Source organism: Acetobacter pasteurianus subsp. pasteurianus LMG 1262 = NBRC 106471 (genome assembly GCF_000285275.1).
Taxonomy (GTDB): domain Bacteria; phylum Pseudomonadota; class Alphaproteobacteria; order Acetobacterales; family Acetobacteraceae; genus Acetobacter; species Acetobacter pasteurianus.
Genome location: NZ_CADO01000021.1, coordinates 19,164 through 44,318 on the forward strand (window position 1 = coordinate 19,164; position 25,155 = coordinate 44,318).

General features: G+C 57.5%; 22 protein-coding genes. 14 read left to right on the plus strand and 8 right to left on the minus strand.

What is annotated here, in order from left to right; translation table 11 throughout:
- Window positions 1–41: 41 nt before the first annotated feature.
- Together APA10_RS05895 and APA10_RS05900 are read left to right on the plus strand one after the other, a co-directional pair.
- Window positions 42–2,291 (plus strand): TonB-dependent receptor, encoded by a 2,250-nt coding sequence (locus APA10_RS05895; RefSeq protein WP_080587118.1) that lies wholly within the window; start codon window positions 42–44, stop codon window positions 2,289–2,291.
- Between the two features lie 129 nt (window positions 2,292–2,420).
- Window positions 2,421–2,933 (plus strand): hypothetical protein, encoded by a 513-nt coding sequence (locus APA10_RS05900; protein ID WP_003630104.1) that lies wholly within the window; start codon window positions 2,421–2,423, stop codon window positions 2,931–2,933.
- A 103-nt stretch (window positions 2,934–3,036) separates the two neighbouring features.
- Here APA10_RS05900 and APA10_RS05905 read toward each other — a convergent pair whose 3' ends face one another.
- Window positions 3,037–3,573, minus strand: a complete 537-nt coding sequence (locus APA10_RS05905; protein ID WP_003630102.1) for a DUF1269 domain-containing protein — start codon at window positions 3,571–3,573, stop codon at window positions 3,037–3,039.
- A gap of 379 nt (window positions 3,574–3,952) precedes the next feature.
- Here APA10_RS05905 and APA10_RS05910 point away from each other — a divergent pair, with 379 nt between their 5' ends.
- From APA10_RS05910 to APA10_RS05920, 3 genes are all read left to right on the plus strand, one after another.
- Window positions 3,953–4,420: a hypothetical protein gene (locus APA10_RS05910; RefSeq protein WP_012812457.1), complete on the plus strand. Its 468-nt coding sequence runs from the start codon at window positions 3,953–3,955 to the stop codon at window positions 4,418–4,420.
- Window positions 4,421–4,614: 194 nt separating this feature from the next.
- Window positions 4,615–5,034: a hypothetical protein gene (locus APA10_RS05915; RefSeq protein ID WP_003625093.1), complete on the plus strand. Its 420-nt coding sequence runs from the start codon at window positions 4,615–4,617 to the stop codon at window positions 5,032–5,034.
- Between the two features lie 143 nt (window positions 5,035–5,177).
- Window positions 5,178–6,617, plus strand: coding sequence for a hypothetical protein (locus APA10_RS05920; RefSeq protein ID WP_003630096.1), 1,440 nt, complete (start codon window positions 5,178–5,180; stop codon window positions 6,615–6,617).
- Window positions 6,618–6,620: 3 nt separating this feature from the next.
- Here the strand turns inward: APA10_RS05920 and APA10_RS05925 are convergent, their stop codons facing one another.
- Together APA10_RS05925 and APA10_RS05930 are read right to left on the minus strand one after the other, a co-directional pair.
- Window positions 6,621–7,223, minus strand: coding sequence for a histidine phosphatase family protein (locus tag APA10_RS05925; RefSeq protein ID WP_003630095.1), 603 nt, complete (start codon window positions 7,221–7,223; stop codon window positions 6,621–6,623).
- An 11-nt stretch (window positions 7,224–7,234) separates the two neighbouring features.
- Entirely contained in the window at window positions 7,235–8,167 is a 933-nt protein-coding gene (locus APA10_RS05930) for a ribose-phosphate pyrophosphokinase (protein WP_035362377.1), read from the minus strand.
- 122 nt (window positions 8,168–8,289) lie between these two features.
- Here APA10_RS05930 and APA10_RS05935 point away from each other — a divergent pair, with 122 nt between their 5' ends.
- The 6 genes from APA10_RS05935 to APA10_RS05960 all read left to right on the plus strand — a co-directional run bounded on the left by APA10_RS05935 (window position 8,290) and on the right by APA10_RS05960 (window position 13,710).
- Window positions 8,290–9,321, plus strand: coding sequence for an ABC transporter permease (locus tag APA10_RS05935; protein ID WP_003630094.1), 1,032 nt, complete (start codon window positions 8,290–8,292; stop codon window positions 9,319–9,321).
- Between the two features lie 5 nt (window positions 9,322–9,326).
- Entirely contained in the window at window positions 9,327–10,133 is an 807-nt protein-coding gene (locus APA10_RS05940; protein ID WP_003630093.1) for an ABC transporter ATP-binding protein, read from the plus strand.
- A 144-nt stretch (window positions 10,134–10,277) separates the two neighbouring features.
- Window positions 10,278–11,774, plus strand: coding sequence for an MATE family efflux transporter (locus tag APA10_RS05945; RefSeq protein ID WP_012812453.1), 1,497 nt, complete (start codon window positions 10,278–10,280; stop codon window positions 11,772–11,774).
- Complete coding sequence (locus tag APA10_RS05950; protein ID WP_003625103.1) at window positions 11,767–11,976, plus strand: hypothetical protein; 210 nt, start codon at window positions 11,767–11,769, stop codon at window positions 11,974–11,976. Before APA10_RS05945 ends, APA10_RS05950 begins: the two co-directional genes overlap by 8 nt.
- A 13-nt stretch (window positions 11,977–11,989) precedes the next feature.
- Window positions 11,990–12,568, plus strand: coding sequence for a YqaA family protein (locus APA10_RS05955; protein ID WP_003625105.1), 579 nt, complete (start codon window positions 11,990–11,992; stop codon window positions 12,566–12,568).
- Between the two features lie 134 nt (window positions 12,569–12,702).
- A complete protein-coding gene (locus APA10_RS05960) occupies window positions 12,703–13,710 on the plus strand; it encodes an SDR family oxidoreductase (RefSeq protein WP_003630091.1) in 1,008 nt (335 codons plus the stop codon).
- A gap of 193 nt (window positions 13,711–13,903) precedes the next feature.
- Here the strand turns inward: APA10_RS05960 and APA10_RS05970 are convergent, their stop codons facing one another.
- The 3 genes from APA10_RS05970 to APA10_RS05980 are packed head-to-tail and all read right to left on the minus strand — an operon-like array spanning window position 13,904 to window position 17,152.
- Window positions 13,904–14,338, minus strand: a complete 435-nt coding sequence (locus APA10_RS05970; RefSeq protein ID WP_003625111.1) for a hypothetical protein — start codon at window positions 14,336–14,338, stop codon at window positions 13,904–13,906.
- Window positions 14,339–14,387: 49 nt separating this feature from the next.
- On the minus strand, window positions 14,388–15,293 hold the full coding sequence (locus tag APA10_RS05975; RefSeq protein WP_003630088.1) for a 4-(cytidine 5'-diphospho)-2-C-methyl-D-erythritol kinase: 906 nt from the start codon (window positions 15,291–15,293) through the stop codon (window positions 14,388–14,390).
- Entirely contained in the window at window positions 15,290–17,152 is a 1,863-nt protein-coding gene (locus tag APA10_RS05980) for a tetratricopeptide repeat protein (protein WP_003630087.1), read from the minus strand. The genes APA10_RS05975 and APA10_RS05980 overlap by 4 nt, the downstream gene beginning before the upstream one ends.
- 156 nt (window positions 17,153–17,308) lie before the next feature.
- Between APA10_RS05980 and APA10_RS05985 the strand changes: the two genes are divergently transcribed.
- Window positions 17,309–18,163 (plus strand): uracil-DNA glycosylase, encoded by an 855-nt coding sequence (locus APA10_RS05985; protein ID WP_003630086.1) that lies wholly within the window; start codon window positions 17,309–17,311, stop codon window positions 18,161–18,163.
- A gap of 224 nt (window positions 18,164–18,387) precedes the next feature.
- Entirely contained in the window at window positions 18,388–20,349 is a 1,962-nt protein-coding gene (locus tag APA10_RS05990) for a lytic transglycosylase domain-containing protein (protein ID WP_003630084.1), read from the plus strand.
- A gap of 141 nt (window positions 20,350–20,490) precedes the next feature.
- On the opposite strand, the gene APA10_RS05995 is transcribed toward APA10_RS05990, so the two are convergent.
- Together APA10_RS05995 and hpnH are read right to left on the minus strand one after the other, a co-directional pair.
- Complete coding sequence (locus APA10_RS05995; protein WP_003630082.1) at window positions 20,491–21,873, minus strand: hemolysin family protein; 1,383 nt, start codon at window positions 21,871–21,873, stop codon at window positions 20,491–20,493.
- Between the two features lie 160 nt (window positions 21,874–22,033).
- Window positions 22,034–23,245, minus strand: coding sequence for an adenosyl-hopene transferase HpnH (hpnH, locus tag APA10_RS06000; protein ID WP_035365943.1), 1,212 nt, complete (start codon window positions 23,243–23,245; stop codon window positions 22,034–22,036).
- Between the two features lie 423 nt (window positions 23,246–23,668).
- Between hpnH and dxs the strand changes: the two genes are divergently transcribed.
- Window positions 23,669–25,155 (plus strand): 1-deoxy-D-xylulose-5-phosphate synthase (gene dxs / locus APA10_RS06005; protein WP_035367357.1); only part of this gene is annotated, 1,487 nt, incomplete at its 3' end.

Genomic DNA, 25,155 nt, shown 5'->3' on the forward strand with positions numbered 1-25,155 from the left:
ATGCTGCGCCTCCACCACACTCAACCAAGGCAGCGCACAGCATGATGGTTCGATCAGCCGCTCTTCTTCTCTGCTCTACTGTTTTTACTGCTCTGGGCAGCAGCATGGCCCTGGCTGAAACCACCACGACCACGACGGAAACGAAACAGCAGCAGAAGCCCACGGAAACAAAGCCGCAAACCGTAAAAGTTATTGCGCATGACAAGAACGATGCCGAACAGGTGATTGTGACCGCGCATCTGGACCGCATGCGTTCAGAACTTTCGCCCTCTACCGGGGCCACGGTGCACAAGTTCAGCCGGCAGGCGCTGGAAACCATTCCAGGCGGTGATAACGCACCGCTCAATCAGGTTCTGCTGCAAGCGCCCGGCGTAGCACAGGACAGTTACGGGCAGATCCATGTGCGTGGTGACCATAACGAGGTGCAGTTCCGGCTGGATGGCGTGCAGTTGCCGGAGGGGTTGAGCGTATTTGGGCAAGCGTTGATGACACGCTTTGCAGATAACATGTCCCTCACCACAGGGGCGTTGCCCAGCCAGTTCGGGTTTTTGCAGGCGGCTGTGGTGGATATCAACACCAAGAACGGCACCACCAATTCGGGCGGCAACCTCTCGCTTTACGGCGGGGCGCGGGATTACTTCTTCCCTTCCCTGCAATATGGTTTTCATAAAGGGAAGTGGGATTTCTTTGCCACGGCGGATTATGTGCATGACCGCACGGGCATTGAAAATACAACATCCTCCTTCAACGCCATCCATGATTTAAGCGAGCAGTATCACTTTCTGGGCCATCTGCGGTACACGGCGGATGAAGATACGCGTATCAGCTTTATTGCCGGCATTTCCAACGCAGAATACCAGTTACCCAACAACCCCGGCCAGCAAACCCAGTTTGCCATGCCCGCCTATTCTGGCAGCGATTTGGCACAGCAGTTGAATGGCAGCGTGGACAGTGCACATCTGGATGAACACCAAAAGCAGATTACAGATTTTGCCATTCTGGCGTTGCAGAAAGAGATGGGAGACTTCAGCCTGCAAAGCTCCGTGTTCTCCCGCTACAGCAGCCTGCGCTATTCGCCCGACTGGCTGGGAGATCTGGTTTACAACGGTATTGCGCAGCAGGCCGCGCGCTCGGTGTTTTCCATGGGCACGCAGCATGACGTCACATGGCGTGCTGCAAAAGATCACACCGTGCGCTTTGGTTTTCAGCTTTTTGTAGAACGCAACACCTCCAAATCCCTCTCCCGCGTGTTTGGGCAGGAAGGTGAGGATGCAGATGGCAACGCCACCTTTGGCACCACGCCCCTGAGCATTTACGATGGCAGCGGCAAAACCGGCACGGTGTACGGCCTGTATGCGCAGGATGAATGGCGGCCGCTGAACAACCTGACCATCAATTACGGCCTGCGCTTTGATGGGGTGAGCGAATACACGGCGGAAAAACAGGTAAGCCCACGCCTGAACATTGTGTGGAAGCCGTGGAAAGGCGGGGTCATTCACGCCGGATATTCACGCTACTTTACGCCCCCGCCGTTTGAGGTTGTCAGTTCTTCCTCGCTGTACAAATTTGCAGGCACCAGTGCCGCGCCCTCCGTTTACCAGAACAACAAGGTGCGGGCCGAGCGCGACCATTACTTTGATGCCGGTATTGAACAAACCATTCTGCCGGGCTGGCGTGTCTCGTTCGATGCCTATTACAAGCTGGCGCACAACCTGATTGATGAAGGCCAGTTTGGTGCGCCCATCATCCTCAGCGGCTTTAACTATCGCCGTGGGCAAGTGAACGGGTATGAGGTCAGCACCTCTTATGATCGTGGCCCGCTTTCTCTGTATGGCAACTTTGCGTGGTCTCGCGCCATTGGCAAGGATATCACCAGCGCGCAGTTTAACATGAGCCCGGATGATCTGGCTTACATTCAGCACCGCTGGATCCATCTGGACCATGACCAGCGTTGGACTGCTTCTGCCGGGGCGGCGTATTCCTTCTTCCACAAAACGCGCTTTCCGCTGCGGCTGTCTGCCACCATGGTGTATGGCAGCGGGCTGCGGGCCGATGGCCTTGTGCCCAACGGTGTAGCACTTACGCCCTACGCTACCGTCAACTTCTCTGCCGTGGAAACCATCCACAACACATTTGGCAGCGCATGGCCGGGGGATACGCAGTTCCGCATAGATGTGATCAATCTGGGGGACCACACCTACAAGCTGCGTGATGGTTCCGGCATTGGCGTGGGGGCCCCGCAATACGGGCTACGCCGCACCATTCTGGGCGGGATTTCACAAGGTTTCTAACCACGTTACCGGCTGTGGCGCTGCCCACGCGCTACAGCCCCCACATGGGCATGGATTGATTTTACCGGCATTTTGCCCCAGAAAACGGCTCCAATACGAGGATATCCAGCCCGTGGAGGAGCCAGACCAATGGATATGACATGGGGCAACTTTCAGGCCATTGTTCAGCTTTCCGCCGGGTTGAATGTTGCCATTTTAAGTTTTGTGGATATCAGCCTGCCCGCCATTCAGGAACGGCGGAAGGTTTTTGCCAAGGCCCGGCAGGAGCTGGAGATCCACCGCAAGAACCCCCACAAGCGCACGGAAGCCGAAAAGGCAGACCACGCTGAAAACGTGGGTGACATTGACCGCCGCCTGTTTGACCTGTGGCGAGAAACCGCCGCCTTTGAACTTGTGGAAGATTCCCTTATGCGGCTTACAGGTGTTTCCGGCTTTATTGGCGCGGTGCTGAGCCTGACTTTGCTTTGGTATTCCGCCCTGCATTATGATGAAAAAATCTATCTGACCGGCCAGTTGCTGACTGCGGCCTCGTTCCTCTCATTGGCGGCGGCGTTTATCATCAACTGGATTACCGCCACGCGCGCTGCAAAATACACCCAGCGCTGCAACACCCTGCGGCAGGAAATGGGCAAACGGCTGTGAACCTTTTTCATTCTGTGCGTTAAGATACTAAAAAACCCCCGGTGTGCTTCTGCCACCGGGGGTTTTCCATGCACAAAGTGCAGGCTGATGCCTAAAGTATGGCTCAGGCCTTGGCTTGTGCCGCAGCAACCTGACCCAAAGCAGCCTTGAGCTTTTCTTCTGCTTCTGGGGAAAGAGAGGTTTGCAGGATACGGGCATGGCCCTTGAACTGGCTGAGATCGGCCAGCACTTTTTCCGGCTGAGACTTACGCACCAGAATGAACAGCGCAGAGGTGTTGGGCGGAATGGTGTCGCTTAGCTGTTTGATGAACCCATCATCAATTCCGTAATCAGAGAACTTACCAGACAGCGCGCCCGCACCGGCGCCCACAGCACTCCCGATCAAAAAGCCAGCCAGCGGGTTCAGGCACAAAAGGCCAACCAGCGCACCCCAGAAACCGCCGGAAAGCAGGCCCCAGGAAGCCCCGGCTTTTTCAAGGTTCACGCTTTGGTGCAGGTGCACCTTGCCCTGTGCATCCCGCGTGACAACCACGGCATCTTCCAGATCCAGCAGGTATTCTTTCTGCAAGGCACGGCATTCTGTCAGCACCTTGGCGGCATCATCAACGTGGTCAAAACCCAGAACAATCAGATCAGACATTCAAATCGGCTCCCTGCTTTATATCTTTCATGCCATCTGGCCTACGGGCGGCAAACGGCATGTACATTTGTATGTAGTCCTTTCAGGATATGGGAAGCCCACCCCACACATGCCAGTGGGCCAGATTACGCAGGCAACATAAAAATACAGAAATACCATTATAGAGTATTCGTATAAGACGACTAAATAACCATATCTCGCTCCACCAATACAGGTACAGCATCCACCCGCTCACGCCCGAGTGACAATACGGACCATTATTGTCCGATTAGATCACGAAACTTCACAAATCATGCAGGATTTTTGATAACAAACCAATATTTTCTGCATAACAGACCGGCAACCAAGGCCCTTGCCGCATATCCGGGCCGGTTCGATAGTGAGCCTCATCAAACTTGTTCACAAAGGAGGTTCACCCATGAACACACTGCGCAAAGCGGCCCTTGCTGCCGTATGTGGCCTGGCTTTGGCTGCCGGGGTTGCACCTGCCCATGCTGCCAATGTTGGCGTGGCTTCTGTGCCAGAAGCACCTGTTGGCCCCGGCCCCACGGTAGATAACGCATCTGTAGGCAACATTGCCGGGCTGATGTACTACTGCTACGCCCACAACATTGATGATGATACAACGGTGCGCTCACTCGGCCGCTCCCTTGCAAAACGCAGCGATGTGAAAAGTGATGCCGCATACCCCGCCGGTGGCGCAGGGCAGCTGATGGTTGGCCCCGGCCAGATGATTGACCTGAACACGGTGGATGACAAAGACATCCGCACCGCAACCTGCGCCCATGCTGCCCAGCGTGGCATCCAGCTGGATGATGGCACCTTTATGCTGCCGCTGCAGGACTAATACAGAAAAAGGCGGCTACGCCCGCCACGCATTGCCACACCATATGGCTTAAGGCTGATGGCTGTGGCAGATGGTCTGTTTGTAAAAACCGCCCTTGCTTTGGGGGCGGTTTTTATTTTTTGAGCACATGGAAACTCTCTGCGCCCACGCGCCGTTGGCAGTATGCACCCCTTTTATAAAGACGGGAGGTTTTCATGACATTCCTGAACTCCGTCTCCAACGCCATTTCCAGCGTGGGAGACTTTGTAACTGCCGCATGGTTTAACAAATCTGGTCTGCTAAGCGCACTCAACGAGGTTCTTGGCCCTGTTCCCACCCCGGATCATCCCAGTAAGCTGGAACAGCGGGCAGAAGCCATGGGCATGATTTCCACCATCCGCCGGTGGCAGACCGCCCCCCACAGCCCTCCGGCATCTGAAGCAGAAGTGCGCGGCTTTTTCCTGCAGGAAGAGCTGGACTGGTTTTCTGAACAGACAGGGCTTTCCGATACCGCCACCATGCACATTATCCGCAGGCTTCTGCCCCGGTGCGTGCGCCTACGTGCCCTGCATGATCCGGCCCTGTTCCCGCAAAGAAACCGTATTTCCCCCCAGGAACACACGCCCGCCGTATGATGTATTCAGCACCGTTAAGGTAAGCATGGCAGAAGCTGCCAAGTGGCTATTCTGCCATGCTTTTTAGAAAATTATTTAACTTATTTTCCCTTTACTTCCTTTTGCCTGCATGAATATCCAGACCTTCAAGCAGGAGAAGGGTAATGTCTGACTTACAAACGATTTTAAAAAACAAGGTATTCGTTTTTATTATATGTTTATGCAGCATTCTTTATATTTTTTCTTACCTGATCCTGCCTTTCTCCACGGCTGATACAATATTTTACGCACTTATTGGCCGCAGCCTGCTGCAAGAGCATATTCTGCCTTACCAATATGTGTTCGATCATAAACCTTTTGGCGTTTATGTGGTGTACGGTGCGTGGGATGCCCTTACGGCCCCGCTGCCTGTTGGCAAGTTTACGGTTCTGGCCCTGCTTTCCCTTGCGGCATTTGCTGCCATGGCCCGCAGTATCTGGCACACACGCTGGCTATGGGTTTTTGCGGCACTCGCGCTGCTGGGCGCACCATTTGAGCTGCTGGCCGGCAATACGGAAACACTTCTGATCACAACAGAACTGGCCGTGCTCTGGCTTGCGCGTAAAGGCACACTAGCCACCATTCAGCCGACAACCCGCATCCTATGGCTTCTGGCTGCCGGGGGTACGTTTGGCCTTACGGTAAACATTAATTATCTGGAAGGTATCTGCCTATTTCTGCCTGTATGTTTTTTATTACTGGCAAATACACGCCCAATTTTAAATATAAGTTTGTTTGCTATTGGCACCTGTGGCGGTTTGGCTGCTTTGTTTGCGCCATATTTTATACAGGGGCATCATGCGCTGGCTGATTACTTTACGCAGCAGCATCAGTTTTTACATGCTTACAGCGCCAAGCTTTCAAAACGCATAAAGTCTGTTTTGCTAATTGCTGCTTATCTGGCCGTTTTTTCACCCATTCTCATCAAATGGTTCGGGCAGAAATCCATACTTAAAATGGCCCCAACACCGGATACTACGTTGCTTACGCTCTGGTTTGTATCCTCCGTGCCTGCGGCTTTGCTTTCGGGGCATTTACTCAATCATTACTCGATTCTTTGGCTTGGACCAATTACAATTATGTTCGCTATGCTTGTAGAAAATTACACAAAATTTTCTATTTATTCTCTACTGCCATTAATACTTTTTCAGTCATACAATATACAAAATGACATACACAAAAATATTAAAGAATATTCCAATCTAAATCATATAAACTATAAATATATACATGAAATCACAGAAAACCAAAAAATTCTAAACATTCGTGCCCAGCAAAGTCATTTTTATATGGGCCACTTAATAAGTTTTGATAAATATTTATTCCATGATCATATAGATATTGTTTACGGCAAGAACGCAACGCAGCATTATTTGCAAGATCTGGCCGAACATCCTGTTTTTGTCATGTTACCATATAAAGGTTGTTCAACAGGCGAGATAGAACTGTCTGTTTGCTCCTACATCCAGCAAAATTATCACCAAGTTTACAGCGTACGTATTGGTAAAATTAACAGAAAAAAACCAAACCGCCTCTCGTTTGAACTCTACAAGCTCCAGAACTAACGCTTACGCGTCTATCAGTTCCCGCAGTTCCCAACGGTCATCCGCCTCTGGCTGCAAGCTTAGCGGAATAGCATTGGGCAGGCGCACATTGGCGGGCAGAGCCATAGCGGCGCGCAAAGCACGGAACAGTGCCCCATGTGCCACAATCAGGGGCCGACCGGGGGCCTGTGTGGCCCGGTTTACAGCATCTGTGGCGCGCTGGCGCAGGGCAGCAAATGTTTCTGCCCCCGGGGGCGTGTACTCACCGGCAATCCAGCTATTATACCAATCCCCTATCGGCTGGCCTTCCTGCTCACCAAAGCAGACTTCCTCCAACCCCGTATCCACATCCAGGGGCAAGGCTGGCAGACCATGGGTAACAAGCGCATCCCGCACAATGGTGGCCGTGCGCAAAGCGCGCTCCAGCGGAGAGCACACAATGCGCGTTACCCCATTCTCCCCTGCTGCACGCAGGGCAACCTCAAGCAGCTTTCCCGCCGCCACAGCTTGGTCAATGCCGGTTTCATTCAAGGGCACATCCGTGCGCCCCTGAGAAAGACCAGCCCGGTTCCAGTCTGTCTGGCCGTGGCGCAAATACCAGTATGGGCGGGGGAGAAGCGTGCTCATAGGGCCTCGGATCAATCGAACAGGGAGGAAACGGAGCTTTCATCCGCCACGGCATGAATGGCGCGTGCCAGCAGGCCAGAAATGGTGATCTGGCGGATATTGCGCGCAGCCATAACCTGCTCCGTAGCCCGAATGCTGTCTGTAAGTGTCAGCATTTCGATGGGCGAATCGGCAACACGTTCCACGGCCTGCCCTGTCAGCACACCGTGGGTAACGTATGCGCCCACAGATGCGGCACCTTGGTTGGCAATGGCGCGCGCTGCGTTGCACAGTGAGCCACCGCTATCCACAATATCATCTACCAGCAGGCAGTGGCGGCCGCGCACATCACCAATCACGTTCATCACTTCGGAAACGCCTGCGCGTTCACGCCGCTTGTCGATAATGGCCAGATCCGTGTTCAGGCGCTGGGCCAGCTGGCGGGCACGCACCACGCCACCCACATCGGGGGAGACGATCATCAGATCGCGGTCCCCGTAGTGGGAGCGAATGTCGCGCACAAACAGTGGTGCGGCGTAAAGGTTGTCCACCGGAATATCAAAGAAGCCCTGAATTTGCATGGCGTGCAGATCCAGCGTGAGCACGCGGCTGGCACCGGCTTCTACCAGTAGATTCGCAACCAGCTTGGCGCTGATAGGCGTGCGCGGGCCAGATTTACGATCCTGCCGGGCATAACCAAAATAGGGCATGACAGCGGTAATACGCTTGGCCGAACCACGGCGCAGCGCATCCAGCATAATCAGCAGCTCCATCAGGTTATCATTGGTGGGGGTGCAGGTGCTCTGGATAACGAACACGTCCTCACCACGTACATTTTCGTGGATTTCTACAAACACCTCCATGTCCGCAAAGCGGCGCACGGTGGCGTTGCAGAGGGGAAGGTTCAGCTCCGCGGCAACGGCTTCGGCAAGTGGGAGGTTGCTGTTACAGGCGACGATTTTCATGACAAGGACGGTTCCCGGCCTTAGGTGTGGAACGAAAAAAGGGCTCTCCGGCGGGCCGGGTGTAGCAACCACGGGGCCTGTTGTCATCTCTGCGGAGTGTTTTCCTGCCAATCGTTGCGTAAATGGCGCGCTGCTTTGGGGCGGAACAGGCCTATGCGGCAGGTCATAATGGCAGCATAAAAAGCATGCCAACCTTGCACAAACAGGCAGGGTTCTCTATCGCGTTAAACACCATGAACAGCACGCCCACCTTGCCGGATACGCAGGAAGAACGCGCCGCAAAAAAACAGCCCCCTCTTTCGGCTGCGCCGCAGCACGCCCCGCAGCCAGAGGGGCAGCCTGTGCTGCATTTGGTGCCAGAACGTGGTTTTTCCTACTTTGTGCATGCCGCCCAGGATTTTGCGCGCGGCTTCCGCCATGCGCGGCTGGGGCTTACGCTAGCTTGGCTGGATATTCGGCTGCGGTATCGTGGCTCCATTCTGGGGCCGTTCTGGCTTACGGCCACCACGGCCATTATGGTGGCGGCCATGGGCGTGCTGTATGCGTATCTGCTCAACACGGATGTGCACACCTATCTGCCCTTCCTTACCCTTTCTTTGGTGTTATGGGGCTTTGTAGGCGGCACCATGCAGGAAGGCTGCGGCACCTTTACGGGGGCTGCGCGGCTTATTCATGCAGCCCGCATGCCGTATTCCCTGCACGTGCTGCGCGTGGCTGTGCGCAATATTTTAGTGTTTGCGCATAACGTGCCCGTAGTGGCCGGGGTGTTTTTGTGGTTTCACGTTACGCCCAAATGGACATGGACTCTGCTACCCGCCACGGGCCTGTGGCTGGTAGACTGCTTTTTTGCCGTGCTTTTGCTGGGCATTCTGGGCGCACGCTTTAGGGATGTGCCCCCCATTATCGCCAGCCTGACGCAGGTGATGTTCTTTGTCACACCCATTCTGTGGTCTCCCCAGTTGATGACAACCGGGCAGGCCTGGCTGCTGCTGGACCCCTTCTTTCCGCTGATTGAAATTTTGCGCGCCCCCTTTACCGGAGACGTGATGCAAACTGCCGTATGGCCTGCGGCTCTTGGGTGGTCTGCCGTGCTGATAATTGCAACCTTCTGCCTGTTCGCCCGTATGCGCACACGGCTGGCATACTGGGTGTAAGGCGCATGACGGATATTGCGGTTGAAAACCTGCAAATCACCTTTCCGCTGTATCATGGCAATGCCCGCAGCCTGCGCAAATCGCTCAGCAAAACGCTGGGGCGCACGCTTAACACGCGCTTCATGCACGATAACCGGGACCGCGTGGTGGTGCAGGCGCTTAAGGGTGTCAGCTTTACCCTGCAACCGGGGGACAGGCTGGGCCTTGTAGGTGGCAACGGCGCAGGCAAAACCACGCTGTTACGCGCACTGGCCGGCATTTATGAACCCGTAGGCGGCAGTGTTACGGTGCGCGGCAGCATTGGCACATTGCTGGACCCCGAACTGGGCATGAACATGGACCTGACCGGGCGGGAAAACATTCGCCTGCGCGGCATGTTCTCTGGCCTGAACAAGGAACAGACAGCGCAGATTGAAGAAGATGTAGAAAGTTTTGCCAGCCTTGGTGCGTTTATGGACCTGCCGGTAAACACCTACAGTTCGGGCATGATGGTGCGCCTTTCCTTTGGGTTGGCCACGGCCATTATGCCCGATGTGCTGCTGATGGATGAATGGTTTATGGCGGGGGATGCCTCCTTCCGTAACCGTGCCCGCGCCCGGCTTGAAAACCTTGTCTCCCGCGCCGATATTCTGGTGCTCTCGAGCCATATGGCGGATGTGATGGCCGATTGGTGCAACCGCCTGATCTGGCTGGACCAAGGGCAGGTGCGGATGGATGGCCCGACCGAGCAGGTGCTGGAAGCATATTTAGGCCGCCCGCTGGAGCACAAGGCAGACGCAGAAAAGCCGGAAGAAGCACCCCCAGCCCCCTAAACTCGGCGCTTTGGGCACATTATTCGGGTTTGCACGCCTTTCAGGGCAGATGTTCCGTGTTCTCCCTGTTCGCAGGGGGAACAAGTCATGACATACTTAACACCCATATTGGCACGCGCGCAGCACAGCCCACACGGAGCATGAATGAACCGGCCCTCCCCGCCTGGCGGACGTCACAAGGCCTGCTTTACCACCGGCAGCATCATGCGCCACGTGCTAGTTATGGCTGGCACCGGAGCCATTGGCCTTATGGCGGTGTTTGCGGTGGATATGCTCAACATGGTGTATATCAGCCACCTGGGTAACACCGCCCTTACGGCAGCCATTGGCTTTGCCGGGGCCGTTATTGGCTTGCAGATTGCCGTTTCCATCGGGTTGACCATTGGCATAAGTGCCGCCACTGCGCGTGAAATTGGTGCAGGCCGCGCGGATGAGGCACGAGGCATTGCCTCCTCCGCCCTTACCGTCATGATCGGGCTGGCAACGGTACTGGGTGTGGGCACCATGATATTTGCTCACCCCATTCTGGAACTGTTTGGCGCGCGGGGTGAGGCCTTGGCCAACGCCACCACCTTCCTGCGCACGGTCAGCCCTGCATTGCCGCTTATCTGCGCAGGCATGGGGTCCTCCTCCCTCATGCGTGTGGTGGGGGATGCCAAGGGCTCCATGCACATTACGTTGCTGGGTGCTGTTGTGGCTGCGGTGCTGGACCCGCTGTTTATTTTCGGGCTGCATGAAGGGCTGACCGGGGCGGCCATTAGCACTGTGCTTTCACGCACCGTTGTGGCTACAGTGGGCCTGCGCGGCGCATTGCGGCACGATATGCTGGCCATGCCGCAGCTCCACCGCATTCTGCCAGACACCAAGCGCGTGGCCTCGGTGGCTTTCCCGGCTATTCTCACCAATCTGGCCACACCTGTTGGGGGGGTGTACGTCACGCAGGCCATGGCGCGCTTTGGGTTGGCGGCTGTTGCGGGGCAAGCCTCTATTGAGCGCACAGTGCCCGTGCTGTTTGCGCTGGTTTTTGCACTTACCGGCTCAGTTGGCCCCATTATGGGGCAGAACATCGGGGCCGGGCAGTGTGACCGTGTGCGTGAAACACTGCGCGCCGCCCTCAAACTGGTTATTCTGAGCGTAGGGGCTACATGGGTTTTCCTGTTCTGTGTGCAGAACGGGGTTGTGGCCATGTATAATGCGCAAGGTGATGCCGCAGCCCTTATCCACCTGTTCTGCACATGGACAATTGGCAGTTACCTGTTTGTGGGAATGCTGTTTGTAGCCAACGCGGCCTTCAACAACCTTGGTTTTCCGCTGTATTCCACCGCCTTTAACTGGGGGCGGGCCACGCTGGGCACCATTCCGTTTGTGATGATGGGCGCACGCTTTGGCCCGCTTGGCGTGCAGGCCGGGCAAGCGCTGGGGGCAGTGGTGTTTGGGTCTTTCGCGGTCTTGACGGCGTTCCGTGTGACACAAACATTAGAAGTCTCTCCCGCACAGCATCCTCTGCCAGCGGGAGTGCGGAGCAGCACGCCGGTTTCCGATGTTCCCACCACCAGCGCAGAAGCTGCCATGGCGGAACTGGACGAACTGGAGAGTGCCTCTGAACTGTGTGAGGAAGACAGGAAGACCAACCATGTCTAAGCTGACAACTGAAGAACGCAACGCCCTGCCCGATGATGCCTTTGCCCTGCCCGGCCGCCGCTACCCGATACCCGATGCCACCCACGCGCGTGATGCGCTGGCCCGTGCGAGTGAAATGCTGCACCGGGGTAACCTCACGCAGGAAGAATATGATACCATCCACGCCAAGGCGGAGGATGTTCTGCGCCGTGAACGGATGTAGTTTTTAAACCCATATGCTAAACCGCCTTTATGCCCGCGTTTTGCGGCACGCTGCCAGCCCCTACGCACCTTTATGGCTGGCGGCGCTGGCTTTTGCAGAAGCCAGCTTTTTTCCCCTCCCGCCAGAAACGCTGCTGGTGCCCATGGTATTGGCACACAGGCAAAAGGCGTGGGTTTATGCCGCCATCTGCACCATTGCCAGCGTGGCCGGTGGCCTGCTGGGCTGGCTGATTGGCGCGGCATTGCTGGATACGGTGGCCCGCCCCATTGTGCATTTTTACCATGCCGAGGGCACGCTGCTGACCTTGCAGGAAAAATTCCGCCAATGGGGGGTGTGGATTATTCTGCTTAAGGGGCTTACGCCCATTCCCTACAAGTTTGTCACCATTGCCAGCGGCATGGCGCATTTTGCCATTCTGCCCTTTATGCTGGCCAGCCTTGTAACGCGTGGCGTGCGGTTTATGCTGGTGGCCGGGCTTTTGTGGCGCTTTGGGGCCCCTATTCAGGATTTTCTGGAAAAACGCCTGCCGCTGGTGGCCGGGGCTTTTGCCGTGGTGTTTTTAGGCGGCATTATTGCGCTGAAATATCTGTAAATCTGCCACCTGCATTCAGGTCCACGCGGGGCAGAACCTCTGCCCTGTGGCTTGTGCCCTGCCCGATTGCGGCGCAAAATGGCAGCCAGATTTTGAACGTCTTGCTTGACTGATAACCGGGAGAAAAAACGCGGATGCCAACCCAGATAGCTGTGATTACAGGCGCAGGCGCCGGTATTGGCCGCGCGGCGGCACGTGCGCTGGGCCGCGCCGGGTTTGATATTGCCCTGCTGGGCCGGAATGAAGACCGGTTGAAGGAAACAGCAGAAAATCTGGCCAAGCACTCTGTGCGGTCATTGGTGATTCCGCTGGATGTTTCAGATGCCAAAGCGGTGCAGGATGCGGCAGAACGTATTGAAACAGAACTTGGCCCCATTTCGGTGTGGGCCAACTGCGCCGGGGCCACGGTGGTTGGGCAGGTGGCTGCTCTTTCTGCCGATGATATCCGCCGTGCTACGGAAGTAACTTATCTGGGCAGTGTAAACGGCACATTGGCCGCACTGGGCGTTATGCGCCGGCGTGGGCAAGGGGCCATTATCAATCTGGATCTGGCCCCCAACCTGCGCGGTATGCCACTGCAGGCGGCAGAAAACGGGGCGCGTTCCGCCCTGCGCGGCTTTTGTGAAAGCCTGCGGCCAGAACTGCTGCATGATGCCGATAATATCCGCGTGGTGATGGTGGATCTGCCCGCCATCAACACCCCCCATTATGGCTGGACACGCAACCTCACAGGCAAGCGCCTCAAACCCGTTGGCCCGGTGTATGAACCCGAAGTGGCGGCAGAAGCCATTTGCCGTGCCGCCTTTAGCACCAGCCGCTCTATTTCCATTGGGGCCACCAACAGCTTTGCCGCCCTGTGGCACATGGTTGCCCCCGGCTGCCGTGAAGCCCGCATGGCGGAAAAAGGCTACAAGGCCCAGATGGAGCATGACTGGGCAGAAGGCGAACAGCCGGATGATTTATACAAATCCGTGCCCGGTTCCTTTGGGGCGCAGGGCCCGTTTGATGAACATTCCCGCAGGCTGGATAGCCCGCTTACCTTCTTTGTTTCCAGCAGCTTGCGGGCCGGTATTTTTGGCGCGCTGACAGCCATGGGCCTAACCGCCCTGATGGCGCATATCCGCAACTGCCGGAAATCTTGAAAACACGTGCCATCCTGTTCAGCACATTTTTCCGGCTGAATGGGGTGGCGTTTTTTTTGCCTTGCCATATGTTGCTTCATGCCATGCGTTTTTGTGCCCGGCATGCGGCTAGAACGTGCCAAGCACATGGCATGGAGCGGCAAGGCCACCACGCATCCGTGCCTGTGCCGGATGCGCTACACCTAATCAAAACTTAGTTCAAACGCCCGCGTGGTTTGGCGGGCTGCTGGCGCATTTGCTGGTGCATGTGCAAGCCGTGCATCAGGCGGTCTGCATCAGCAGGTGGCAGCACAAGCCCTACCGGGCCAAAAGCCGGGTGCTGAAAGGCCAGAACAGATCCATCCGTGCTGGCTTCGGGCTGAAGCGCCCATTTGGTGCGGGTAACGGGCGTAAAGGTGGCCCCTTCTATGGGCGGCAGTTCCTTGCCTTCCAGCATCGTTTCCCGACACTGACCCAAAACCTGAATCAGCCGTGTGATGTCTTCTACCGAAAGCGCAACATCTACAGCAGGCTGGCCTTCCTGCTCCAGCACCTTGAGATGGACTTCTGTGTGGTCTGCGGAAAGAGACAGATCAAGCTTGGAAGACATAAAACCTCCTACACCCAGCCAGACCGGAATGGTTTGCACCTTCCGGCCTGCTGAAACAACTGATGCTGATATAAGGTGGCAAAACCCTTTAAACCAGAGCCCCGCCCCACACCCACCATGCGGTGTGTGCCTCTGCCAACCTGTCTGCTGCCTCCCGCGCGGCTTCAACAGTAGGAAACACGCCAAAGCATGTAGCACCAGAGCCGCTCATACGGGCCAACTGACAATCTGGCTGGGCCGCAATATCAGCCAACACCTTTTTAACCGGCGGGCATACGCTGCATGCCGGGGTTTCCAAGCTGTTTTCCTGCGCCTTAAGGGTTGCCACCATGGCGGCACTATTGGGCCAGCTTTGCGGTAAATCCGCCCGCGGCACAAAATCGCCCGTTCTTTTGCGGAACACATCCGGGGTGGAAACAGCCTGCCCGCAATTCACCAGCACAAGGCCACATTCTGGCAAACGCGGTGCGGGGGTAAGGGTTTCCCCAATACCTTCCATTCGCACGGTTTGGCTCAGCAGGCACACGGGCACATCGGCCCCCAGTGTTTCCGCCACGCGGAACAAGGTGGGTTCATCCACCTGTGCATTCCATGCCCGGTTTAGCAGGCGTAGGGCCGCGGCCGCATCTGCCGAACCTCCACCAATGCCGGAAGCCACGGGCAGGTTTTTTTCCAGCACAAGGCAACCACCCTGCACATTGGCATGCGGCCCGGCCAGATCACGCAGCACGGCGGCGGCTTTCATCACCAGATTATCGGCACCTGCGGCATCGGCACCAAGGGCGCGGCCAAAGCGGCCTTCCAGCTTAAGGTGCAGCGGTTCTGTGCCCGGTTCGTAATGCAGCACATCTCCTGCACCGGCAAACACCACAAGGCTATCAAGCAGGTGGTATCCATCTGGGCGGCGACCAGTAACGTGCAAATACAGATTGATTTTTGCTGGTGCAATTTCTGTCAGGGTTGTGGTTGCAACATCCAGAACATCAACTGTCATGGCGTGTGTGTTCCTTTATCCTGCGGCGCAACTTTAGCGGGCGCGGCCTGATCTGCCTTTTTCACATCCGGCTCCACACCTGCACGCTTGAGCGCAGCACGTATCAATACTTCATCCGACGGAATGGGGTGCAGCCCCAAAGCCACGTTCCACTGATCTATGGCTTCGGTCTTGCGGCCCTGCCGCCAGTAAACCTCGCCCAGATGATAATTCACTTCCGGGTCTTCGGGAGTTTTTTCTGCGGCTTTTTCTAAAAGGTCCAGCGCTTCGTTCAGGTCTCCACGCTCTGCACGCACCCAGCCGAGGCTATCTGTAATGGCGGCATCATCGGGGGAAAGCTGGTGCGCCTTGCGCAAAAGTTTTTCGGCTTCGGGCAGATTTTCATGCCGTTCCACCATGGAGTAGCCCAGAAAGTTCAGCAGCATGGATTCGTCTGGCGCATATGCCAGCGCTGCGCGGGCATCATCCCGCGCGTGGGGCCAATCCCCCATTTCGTGGTACACCATGGCGCGCAGGAAAAGCAGCGTCCAATCCACATCCTTCTGGGCGCTGGCAAGGTCTATGGCCTTGGTATAGGCGGCGATAGCACCCTTCCAGTCTTTCTGCTGTACCAGCGCATTGCCCAAGGCACGCTGGAGCAGAATCTGGTCCGGCAACTGGGCCACAAGCGGGCGCAACAGGCTGACAGCCTCGGTGGCCTGATCGGGCGTGGAATCCAGCACAGCCAACCGCAACCGTGCCACGGGGGACATGGGGTCAGACTGCGGCACGCGCAGCAATGTTTCTCGCGCGGCGGCCCCATGGTCTTCATCAATCTGGATTTCGGCCAGCATCAGCCGGGCTTCGGCCAATGTGGGGTCCATGGCCAAGGCAAAGCCCAGCATCAGGCGGGCGGCCTCGTTAAACTGGTAAAGGTTGGCATCATTCCCCACCATACCACCGGTGGCTGCGGCCTGTTGGGCCTGCTCCCGCCCCTGCTGGCGCAGCAAAAATGCCGTAAGAATATAAGCCCGCGCAATACCCCCACGTGCCGATGTCACCGGGAAATGCGAAATTGTGGCCTGAAGCTGCGGGCCAGCCAGCAGCAGAACCGGATCATCCCCTTCCAGCTTGCGCAACTCGGCGCGGGCTTTTTCCTTCTGCCCGTGCTCCCACAACCATGCGGCGTAGGAACGGGTGAGCAGCAGATCACCCCCCGGCATGATCTTGCGCGTTTCATCAAAAAGCTGGCCTGCGCGGTCTGTCTGGCCTGCCACTTGTGCAATCAGGGCCGCGTGCAGCGTGTAAAACGGCACCAGCACAGATTTCTGAATATGGGTCAGGCTGTCAACGGCCTCATTGGCATGGCCCTGTGCCTGCTCGCACCATGCCAGAAGCAGCGGCATAATAAGATGTGTCAGCGGGTCCGTGCGGGCCTGATGGTAATAAGTCAGCGCCTCGCCCCACTCACCGCGCACGGCGGCATCGTTCCCCAGCACAAGGGCGGAAATCACGCTCTGTGCGCCGGGCAGCTTATCCAGCTTGTGGGCCAGCGGCACGGCATCGGCATCACCCGCCATCACGCTGCGCACAAAGGCCTGCTTCAGCAGGTCCATATTTTCTGGGTCTGCGGCGGCAGCTTGGCGGAAAGAGCGCGCGGCCTGAAGGTCATCCCCCCTGCGCACAGCAATGACGGCGCTTAGAAAAGCCCCCGAATCGACATGCCCGACAGGCGCATGCATAACCGCGGTATCTGCTTTGGGTTCGGCCCCTTTAAGGGCGGCGCCAGATGTATCGGGCTGGGCCGCATACAGCGGAGAAGCCAGCACAGTGGCGGAAAGCAGCATGAAAACCGTAGGCAGAAGGCGACAAAACAGCATAAGAACCCTATCTACAGGATACGGTGGCAACCGGGCAGGCCGCCCACGGATGCCCCGCCCCTTCTGGCAGAGCGGAAAGGAACGACATGAACGACTGGTTTTGTCTAACGCGCCCGCGCCAAACCACCAAACCGTCCGCTTTGTGATACGGTTTATATGATGGAAGCTGCTCTGTCTCTCCTGCGCCTTTATACGGAATGGGGCGTGGATGTTGCTGTAACCGATGCCCCGGCCGATCATCGGCACGCGGGAGCCGGGCTTGTGCTGCCTCCGCTACGGGGCAAAACGCCCCCGCAAGCTCCCCCATACATACCCCCGCAGCCCGGAACCGGCAGAACACCAGCCCCTGCCGCAGTGACGCAGAACCCAGCCCAGCAACCGCCCGTCCCCACCAGTTTTGCAGATACGGTAGAACAGGCACAGCGCCTTGCCGCAGCCGCCAACAGGCCAGAAGAGCTGTTTGAGGCGATGGATTCCTTTACGGCATGCCCCTTGCGCGGTGCTGCCATGCACACCCTGATGCCCACTGGCCCCCGCAACGCCCCCTTGATGCTGATTGGGGAAGCCCCGGATGAGGATGAAGACAGAAGCGGGCAGGTTTTTGCGGGCCTATGCGGCACCCTGCTGGATACCATGCTGGCCCCGCTCCCGTTGGAGCGCAGCCAATTGGCCCTTGCCACAGCCCTGCCGTGGCGGCCTGCAGGCGGCACACCCCCAACAGAAATGGACCAACGCATCTGCCGCCCTTTTCTGGAACGCGCCATAACTTTGTTTGCGCCCCAGCGCCTGCTGCTATGTGGGCGGCTGCCTGCGCGTATGCTGCTTGGCAAAACCACGGATCTGCCCCGCCGCAACTGGCAGGAGATCACCCTGCCGGGACTGCCCCCCCTGCCCGTTATGTTCATGCGCCACCCGCTCCAGCTTCGGGCCAGCCCCGCAGCGCGGCGTGAAATATGGACAACACTGATGACGGTGATGGATACCCTGCGCCAAGACAGCCAAAGCATGTAATCAGCGCGCGCATGTAAGTGTAAACGCCGTGCCAGATGTTACAGAATATGTCAGTAAGAAATACAGTGCACAAACCGTGGGAATACCTGCACAAATCATAGAAATTATTCCGGCTTGACCAGTGCTGCACCTCAGGGAATGCAACAATTTTTGAAGAACCTTTCCCTTTTCTTACAAACAGGAAACTTGCCTTTTAGGCTGGAAGGGCCTAGACCCCGCCAGCCATGCGAGCGATAGGTCAAATTCCTCATCAGATCGCGGCAAAAGCCATTCTGGCTGGTGCCGCCCTTTTGGCCAGCGCTTCCGTCGTTGTGACGAGAGCCCATGCCAAGCCTCCGGAAGCCGGGCCCGAACCGTACAGCGAAGAGCTGGCTATGGTTCTGCCGCGCCAGGCTTTCCCCGAAGGTGATGATGTTACACTTCCAAAACCTCTTCCTCCTGAAGTTGCCACTCAGGTGCGCGCCATCCTGCGCCTCCAACAGCAGGGTGCGTTCACAGAAGCCATCAGCAGCACCACGCATCTGACAGATGCCACCCTGTTGGGTGAGCTGCAGGCAGACCGTTACCTGAACCCGAATTACCACCCCAATGCGACCGAACTGCGGAACTGGCTGAAACAATACACCAGCTATGCCGATGCCCCGGCCATATGGGCGCGCCTTGCCGCGTTGCCCGAACGGGGTGGCCCCCTGCCACCTGCCCCACCGGCAGACCATCTGGCCCCGGCCCATGCCGCCCTTGCGGCTGGCCCACTGGCGCAGGAATTCACCCGCAACCCCCTGCTGGACCGCACCTTGCGTGAACGCACCACATGGGGGCTGAAGGGCGTGCACAGTGCGCTGCACCTTATCAGCATTACACCGGGCATGACGCCCGCCTACGCGGCCCAGCTACAGGCTGAAACCGCACAGGCCATGCTGGTTTCCGGTGAAACGGATATGGCGCTAGATATTGGCCGCACGGCCGTAAACATCTCGCGCGAGCGCAATGCACTGGCCAGCTACATTACTGGGCTGGCCCTATGGCAGAAGCAGGCTTACGCCGAGGCTATTCCGTTTTTTGAAAAAGCCTCCCACGCCCCGCGCGCCATGCCGGAAATGCGGGCCGCCTGCGCCTTCTGGGCTGCACGGGGGCACGAAAAAACCGGCAATGCCCATGCCCAGCACATCTGGCTCCAGCATGCGGCGGCTTTTCCGCGCAGCTTCTATGGGCTTTTGGCCTATCGTATGCTGCGGCCAGACCCGGCAGACCATGCGGCCTCCAGCGCCCATACACGCCCTGTTGGCTTTAAACCGCTGGAAAACAGCCCCGTTCCAGATAACGGCGCATCCTCCGCCCCAGTGCTGACGGAAATTGATATTGAAGCCGTAGGCGCCACCGATGTTGGCCGCCGCGTGTTTGCCCTGCTACAGGTTGGTGAGCCGGAAATGGCCGAAAACGCCATCCGCCGCGCATGGCCAGACCTGCGGGACGTGACACTGGCACGGGCCTTTCAGCTTGTAGCGCAAACAGCCGGGCTGCATGATCTGGCCACAGAAATGGCCGATGCCCTGAACACCCATGCCGCCACGGCACAGAACGCAGAAGATACACCCCTGCCCCTGTTGCGCCCCCGGCACGGCTTTACCATGGACCCCGCCCTTGTTTACGCGCTGGCCCGTGTGGAATCGAACTTCGACCCACGCGCTGTTTCCGGCGCAGGGGCACATGGGCTGATGCAGATCCGCCCGCTTACGGCCGATTTTGTCACCAGTGAGTCCCCCACCAATATCAACCACCACTTCGTACATTCCGCCGAAGCCCTGCATGACCCCAGCATCAATCTGGAAATCGGGCAGCGCTATGTGCAGTATCTGGCCGGGCTCACACGCCAGACCAGCCATACAGAGGCACGTGGTGGGGATATTATCCGCCTGCTGGCCAGCTACAATGCAGGACCTTCCGCCCTTGCGCATTGGGAAAGCTCCACCGGCCCAGCAGCCAACGATCCACTGCTGTTCATGGAGCTGCTGCCCAACACGGAAACGCGGGATTACGTGCACCACACCCTCGCCTATCTGTGGATGTACGCCGCCAAGATGAAGCTGCCCACACCCTCCCTTACAGCCTTGGCCCAAAGCACGTGGCCGGACTTTGAGGATGAAAAGGCACTGGCACATACGCTGAACACCCGCACCCTGCACTAAGGCTCTGCGGCGCAGGCTCAGTCGGCTTATCGCATACAAAAAGGGGCGCAGCTTTAACCGGCTGCGCCCCTTTTTTATGACCTGTGGGCAGACTGAACCTGCGCCTTAGGGCAGACCAAACGCCTGCCCTGTGTAGCTGCTTTAGTTCTCTGCCAGAGGCTGCCTGCTGGCCCGCACGCGAGAGACACGGCGGCCTTCCATTTCCAGCACCTCAAACAGCCAACCTTCGTAAGCCACCTTGTCCCCCACCGCAGGCACACGGCGCAGAAGGGCCAGAATAAGGCCGCCCAGCGTATGGTAGCTGCCTTCCTCGGGCAAGGATTTCAGGGCCAGACGGTCCTTCACTTCATCGGCGGATTCCGTGCCATCCAGCATCAGCACGGCATCGGGGGCCGGTTCTGTATGCAGGCGGGTGAGTTTTTGGGGCTCGTGCGAGGTTTCACCCACAATGGCATCAAACAGGTCAGACGCCGTAACAATGCCTTCAAACGCCCCGTATTCATCAAACACAAAGGCCATGCCCAGCGGGATGCTGCGCATGCGTTCCAGCATATCCAGCGCGGAAATGCTGTCTGGCACCACCACCATTGGGCGCAGCCCTGCCTCTATAGAGGCAGGCATGCCGTCCAGAACGCGGTCCAGCATATCCTTGGCCAGAACCACACCTACGGGGTTATCCACCCCACCCTCGCACACCACAAGGCGGGCATAGGTGGTTTGCTTAAGCGCCTGCACCAGTGCCTCGCGCCCGGCATGGCGGTCTATCCACACCAGCTCGTTTCTGGGGGTCATGATGGCACGCACGGGCCTGTCTGCAAGGCGCAGCAGGCGTTCGATCATGGTGCGCTCTTCATGCTCCAGCACGCCCAGGCGTGCACCTTCTGCAATGTAGGCTTTCAGTTCTTCTTCCGTCAGCGTCTGGTTTACGGCATCTGCCGCCCCCATCAGGCGCAAAACCACGTTGGAAGACTGGCGGAGCAACCACACCACCGGGCGGGTGGCATTGGCCAGAACCTCCAGCGGCGCAGCCAGACGGGCAGCCACTTTTTCTGGCTCACGCAGGGCCAACTGCTTGGGAACAAGCTCACCCAGCACCAGCATGATGGCCGTAATCAGCACTACCACCACAATCATGGAAAGCTGCGGGGCAATGGGTTTAATGGCCGGAATACGCTCCAGCATGGGGGTAAGGTGCGCTTCTATCTGCACCCCACCAAATGTGCCTTCCAGAATGGAAACCAGTGTCATGCCCACCTGCACCGTGGGCAGGAAGATTTGCGGGTCTTCCGCTAGGCGCAAGGCCCGTTCGGCCCCGCGCACGCCTTGTTCCTGCAACATGACCAAACGGGGTTTACGCACGGAAATAAGCGCAAGTTCCCCCATGGCGAACACGGCGTTCAGCAACACCAGAAAGAAAATGACAAGAATGGAAAGTGCCATGAAAAACGATATGCCCTCTGTGTAGGGTACCCGCGTGGCGGGTTTCTGGCGGGCAGAATAGGGGATGATTTCCCCCAAAGCCACAGCTAGGCCATACAGGAACGCGTATTGCCTTATGCGAAGGCCGTATGCCTGCCTTCCTGATAAAGCGGACCAATTCGGTATGTTTTGAAGGGCAAAGACAAAAAAAGAGCGGCCCCTTGCGGGAACCGCCCCTTTTTAAAACCCGATTCGGAAGGCCCGATCAGTCCGCCGCAGTGGCTTCCACTGCTGGCTTTGCTGCCGGGGCATCGTTCGCGCCTTCGGCTGTGCGAATCACCTTCACACGTGGGGCCTTTGCAGGCTTGCGTGCTGCAATGGCTTCCATCTGTTCTTCCACCTGTTTGGAGAAGACGTACTGGGCCGGGCGCTGGTTTGCCAGCGAGATTTCCGGTGCCATTGGCTTTTCTGTTTCCGGGCCAAACAGCGCCACTTTGGCAATGTGCCAAGGGCGACGCACGGCATCCATAACAGCGGTGGATTCGTAACCGGAATGCACCATGCAGTCAGCGCATTTTTCGTAGTTACCGGTGCCGTAATCATCCCACTTCGTGTCGTCCATCAGCTCACGGAAGGACTTGGCATAGCCTTCACCCAGCAGATAGCACGGGCGCTGCCAGCCAAACACGTTACGCAGCGGCTTGCCCCACGGCGTGCAGTGGTACTGTTCGTTCCCCGCCAGGAAGTTCAGGAACAGCGGAGACTGCGTAAACCGCCATTTGTGGCCCTTGCCCAAACGGAAGATATCGCGGAACAGCTGCTTGGTTTTCTGGCGGTTCAGGAAGTGTTCCTGATCCGGTGCGCGTTCGTAAGCATAACCCGGTGCGGTCATGATTCCGTCCACGCCCATTGCCATCACTTCATCAAAGAAGCTGGCAACGCGCTGCGGGTCTGCGCCATCAAACAGGGTGCAGTTGATGGAAACACGGAAGCCGCGTTCCTTGGCTTTTTTAATGGCGGCCACGGCACGTTCATACACCCCATCCTGACAGACGGAGGAATCGTGCATGGTTTTGTCACCATCCAGATGCACATCCCAAGAGAAGAAGGGGGATGGTTCATATTCATCCATCTTCTTTTCAAGCAGCAGGGCATTTGTGCACAGATAGACGTATTTCTTACGTGCAATCAAACCGCGAATAATCTGCGGCATTTCCTTGTGCAACAGCGGTTCACCGCCGGCCACAGCCACAACTGGCGCGCCTGCTTCGGCATCCGCATCCATGCATTCCTGCACAGTCATGCGCTGGTTCAGAATAGCAGCCGGATAGTCGATCTTCCCGCAACCTGCACATGCCAGATTGCAGCGGAAAAGCGGCTCAAGCATCAGCACAAGCGGATAGCGCTTCCGCTTCTTGAGATGCTGTGTGACGACATATTTGCCGACCCTGACGGCCTGCATTATCGGTACGGCCATAAACCCCCGCTCCGGCGCATCACTTACGCCCGTATCGTGACTGGAAAGAACTTGTTCAGTTCAGTGTGTAACAAGAAACGCGGCCGTGCGACCCGCGGCAAGTATTTCCGCCCTGAGCCATCAGGTGGTCAGACAGAATACTGAATACACGCGTTACGCGGCCACGCATGAAAGAAGATATTGGCCTGCATATATGTTGTGTGGTTTGTCAAGCTCAAGTGTTTTCACACTCCTGTTGCAAAAAGGCCACATTCGGCGGCTTGTTTTGTTTCAATACTTGCGTTCTTGCGTGAAACATTAAACCACATGCCATCGGATCGCGATGTCTGTCGGCATGCAAACGCGGCGTAAGACACACTCCGGGTTGCGTCATTCGCCCAGATATCAGACAGCAGCCCGCAACAAAAAGATGGAAACGATCGCATGGACAGTTCTCAGGATAAGAACGCGCCTTCACCGATTCCGACGTTAGGGCGTTTTCCTGCGCTGGACCGGGTTGAGTATCCGGCGGACCTGCGCAATCTCTCGGTTGAGCAGCTCAAGCAGGTTGCGGATGAGCTGCGGGCCGAAACGGTGGACGCGGTTTCCACCACGGGGGGGCACCTTGGGGCCTCTCTGGGTGTTGTGGAGCTGACAGTTGCCCTGCATGCGGTGTTTGACACCCCGGATGACAAGGTGATCTGGGATGTGGGCCACCAGGCCTACCCTCACAAGATTCTGACTGGGCGGCGTGACCGTATCCGCACCCTGCGCCAGCCGGGTGGCCTGTCCGGCTTTACCCGCCGCGCGGAAAGCAAATACGATCCGTTTGGCGCAGCCCATTCCTCCACCTCCATTTCCGCCGGACTCGGCATGGCCGTGGCCCACCACCTGCGGGCGGAGGAAGACCCCAGCTACCGCGAACGCAATGTGATTGCCGTGATCGGTGATGGCTCCATTTCCGCCGGTATGGCGTATGAGGCCATGAACAACGCCGCCGTGGCTGGCCCCGGTGCGGAACGGCTGATTGTCATCCTGAACGACAACGAGATGTCCATTGCCCCGCCTGTGGGCGCAATGTCGAACTACCTGTCGCGCCTGATGTCTTCCCGCAAGTTCATGGGCCTGCGCGAACTGGCTGGCAAGTTCGTCAAAAAACTGCCCGCCCCTGTGGAACGCACGGCCCGCAAGGCCGATGAATATGCCCGCGGCATGATCACCGGCGGCACGCTGTTTGAAGAACTGGGTTTCTACTACGTTGGCCCCGTGGATGGGCATGACCTGCCGCAGCTGGTCTCTATCCTGCGTAACCTGCGCGATACGGATAACGGCCCCATCATGCTGCATGTCATCACGGAAAAAGGCCACGGCTATCAGCCTGCCGAAAAAGCCGGAGACAAGTATCACGCCGTTGCCAAGTTCAACGTGGTTACCGGTGAGCAGAAAAAAGGCCCCGCAGGCCCGCCGAGCTACACCTCCGTGTTCTCGCGCGAACTCACACGCCGTGCTGCTACCGACAACAAGATTGCCGCCATCACCGCCGCCATGCCTTCTGGCACGGGGCTGGATGCCTTTGCCAAGGCTTACCCGGACCGGTTTTTTGATGTGGGCATTGCCGAGCAGCATGCCGTCACCTTTGCTGCCGGTATGGCTACGGAAGGGCTGCGCCCGTTCTGCGCCATCTATTCCACCTTCCTCCAGCGCGCCTATGATCAGGTGATGCACGATGTGGTGCTACAAAAGCTGCCCGTGCGCTTTGCCATTGACCGCGCCGGTCTGGTGGGGGCCGATGGCGCCACCCATGCGGGCTCCTTCGACATCGCCTATCTGGGCTGCCTGCCGGGCATGACCATCATGGCCCCATCGGACGAGCTGGAACTGCTGCACATGACAGCAACTGCCGCCCTGTTTGATGAAGGCCCGATTGCCCT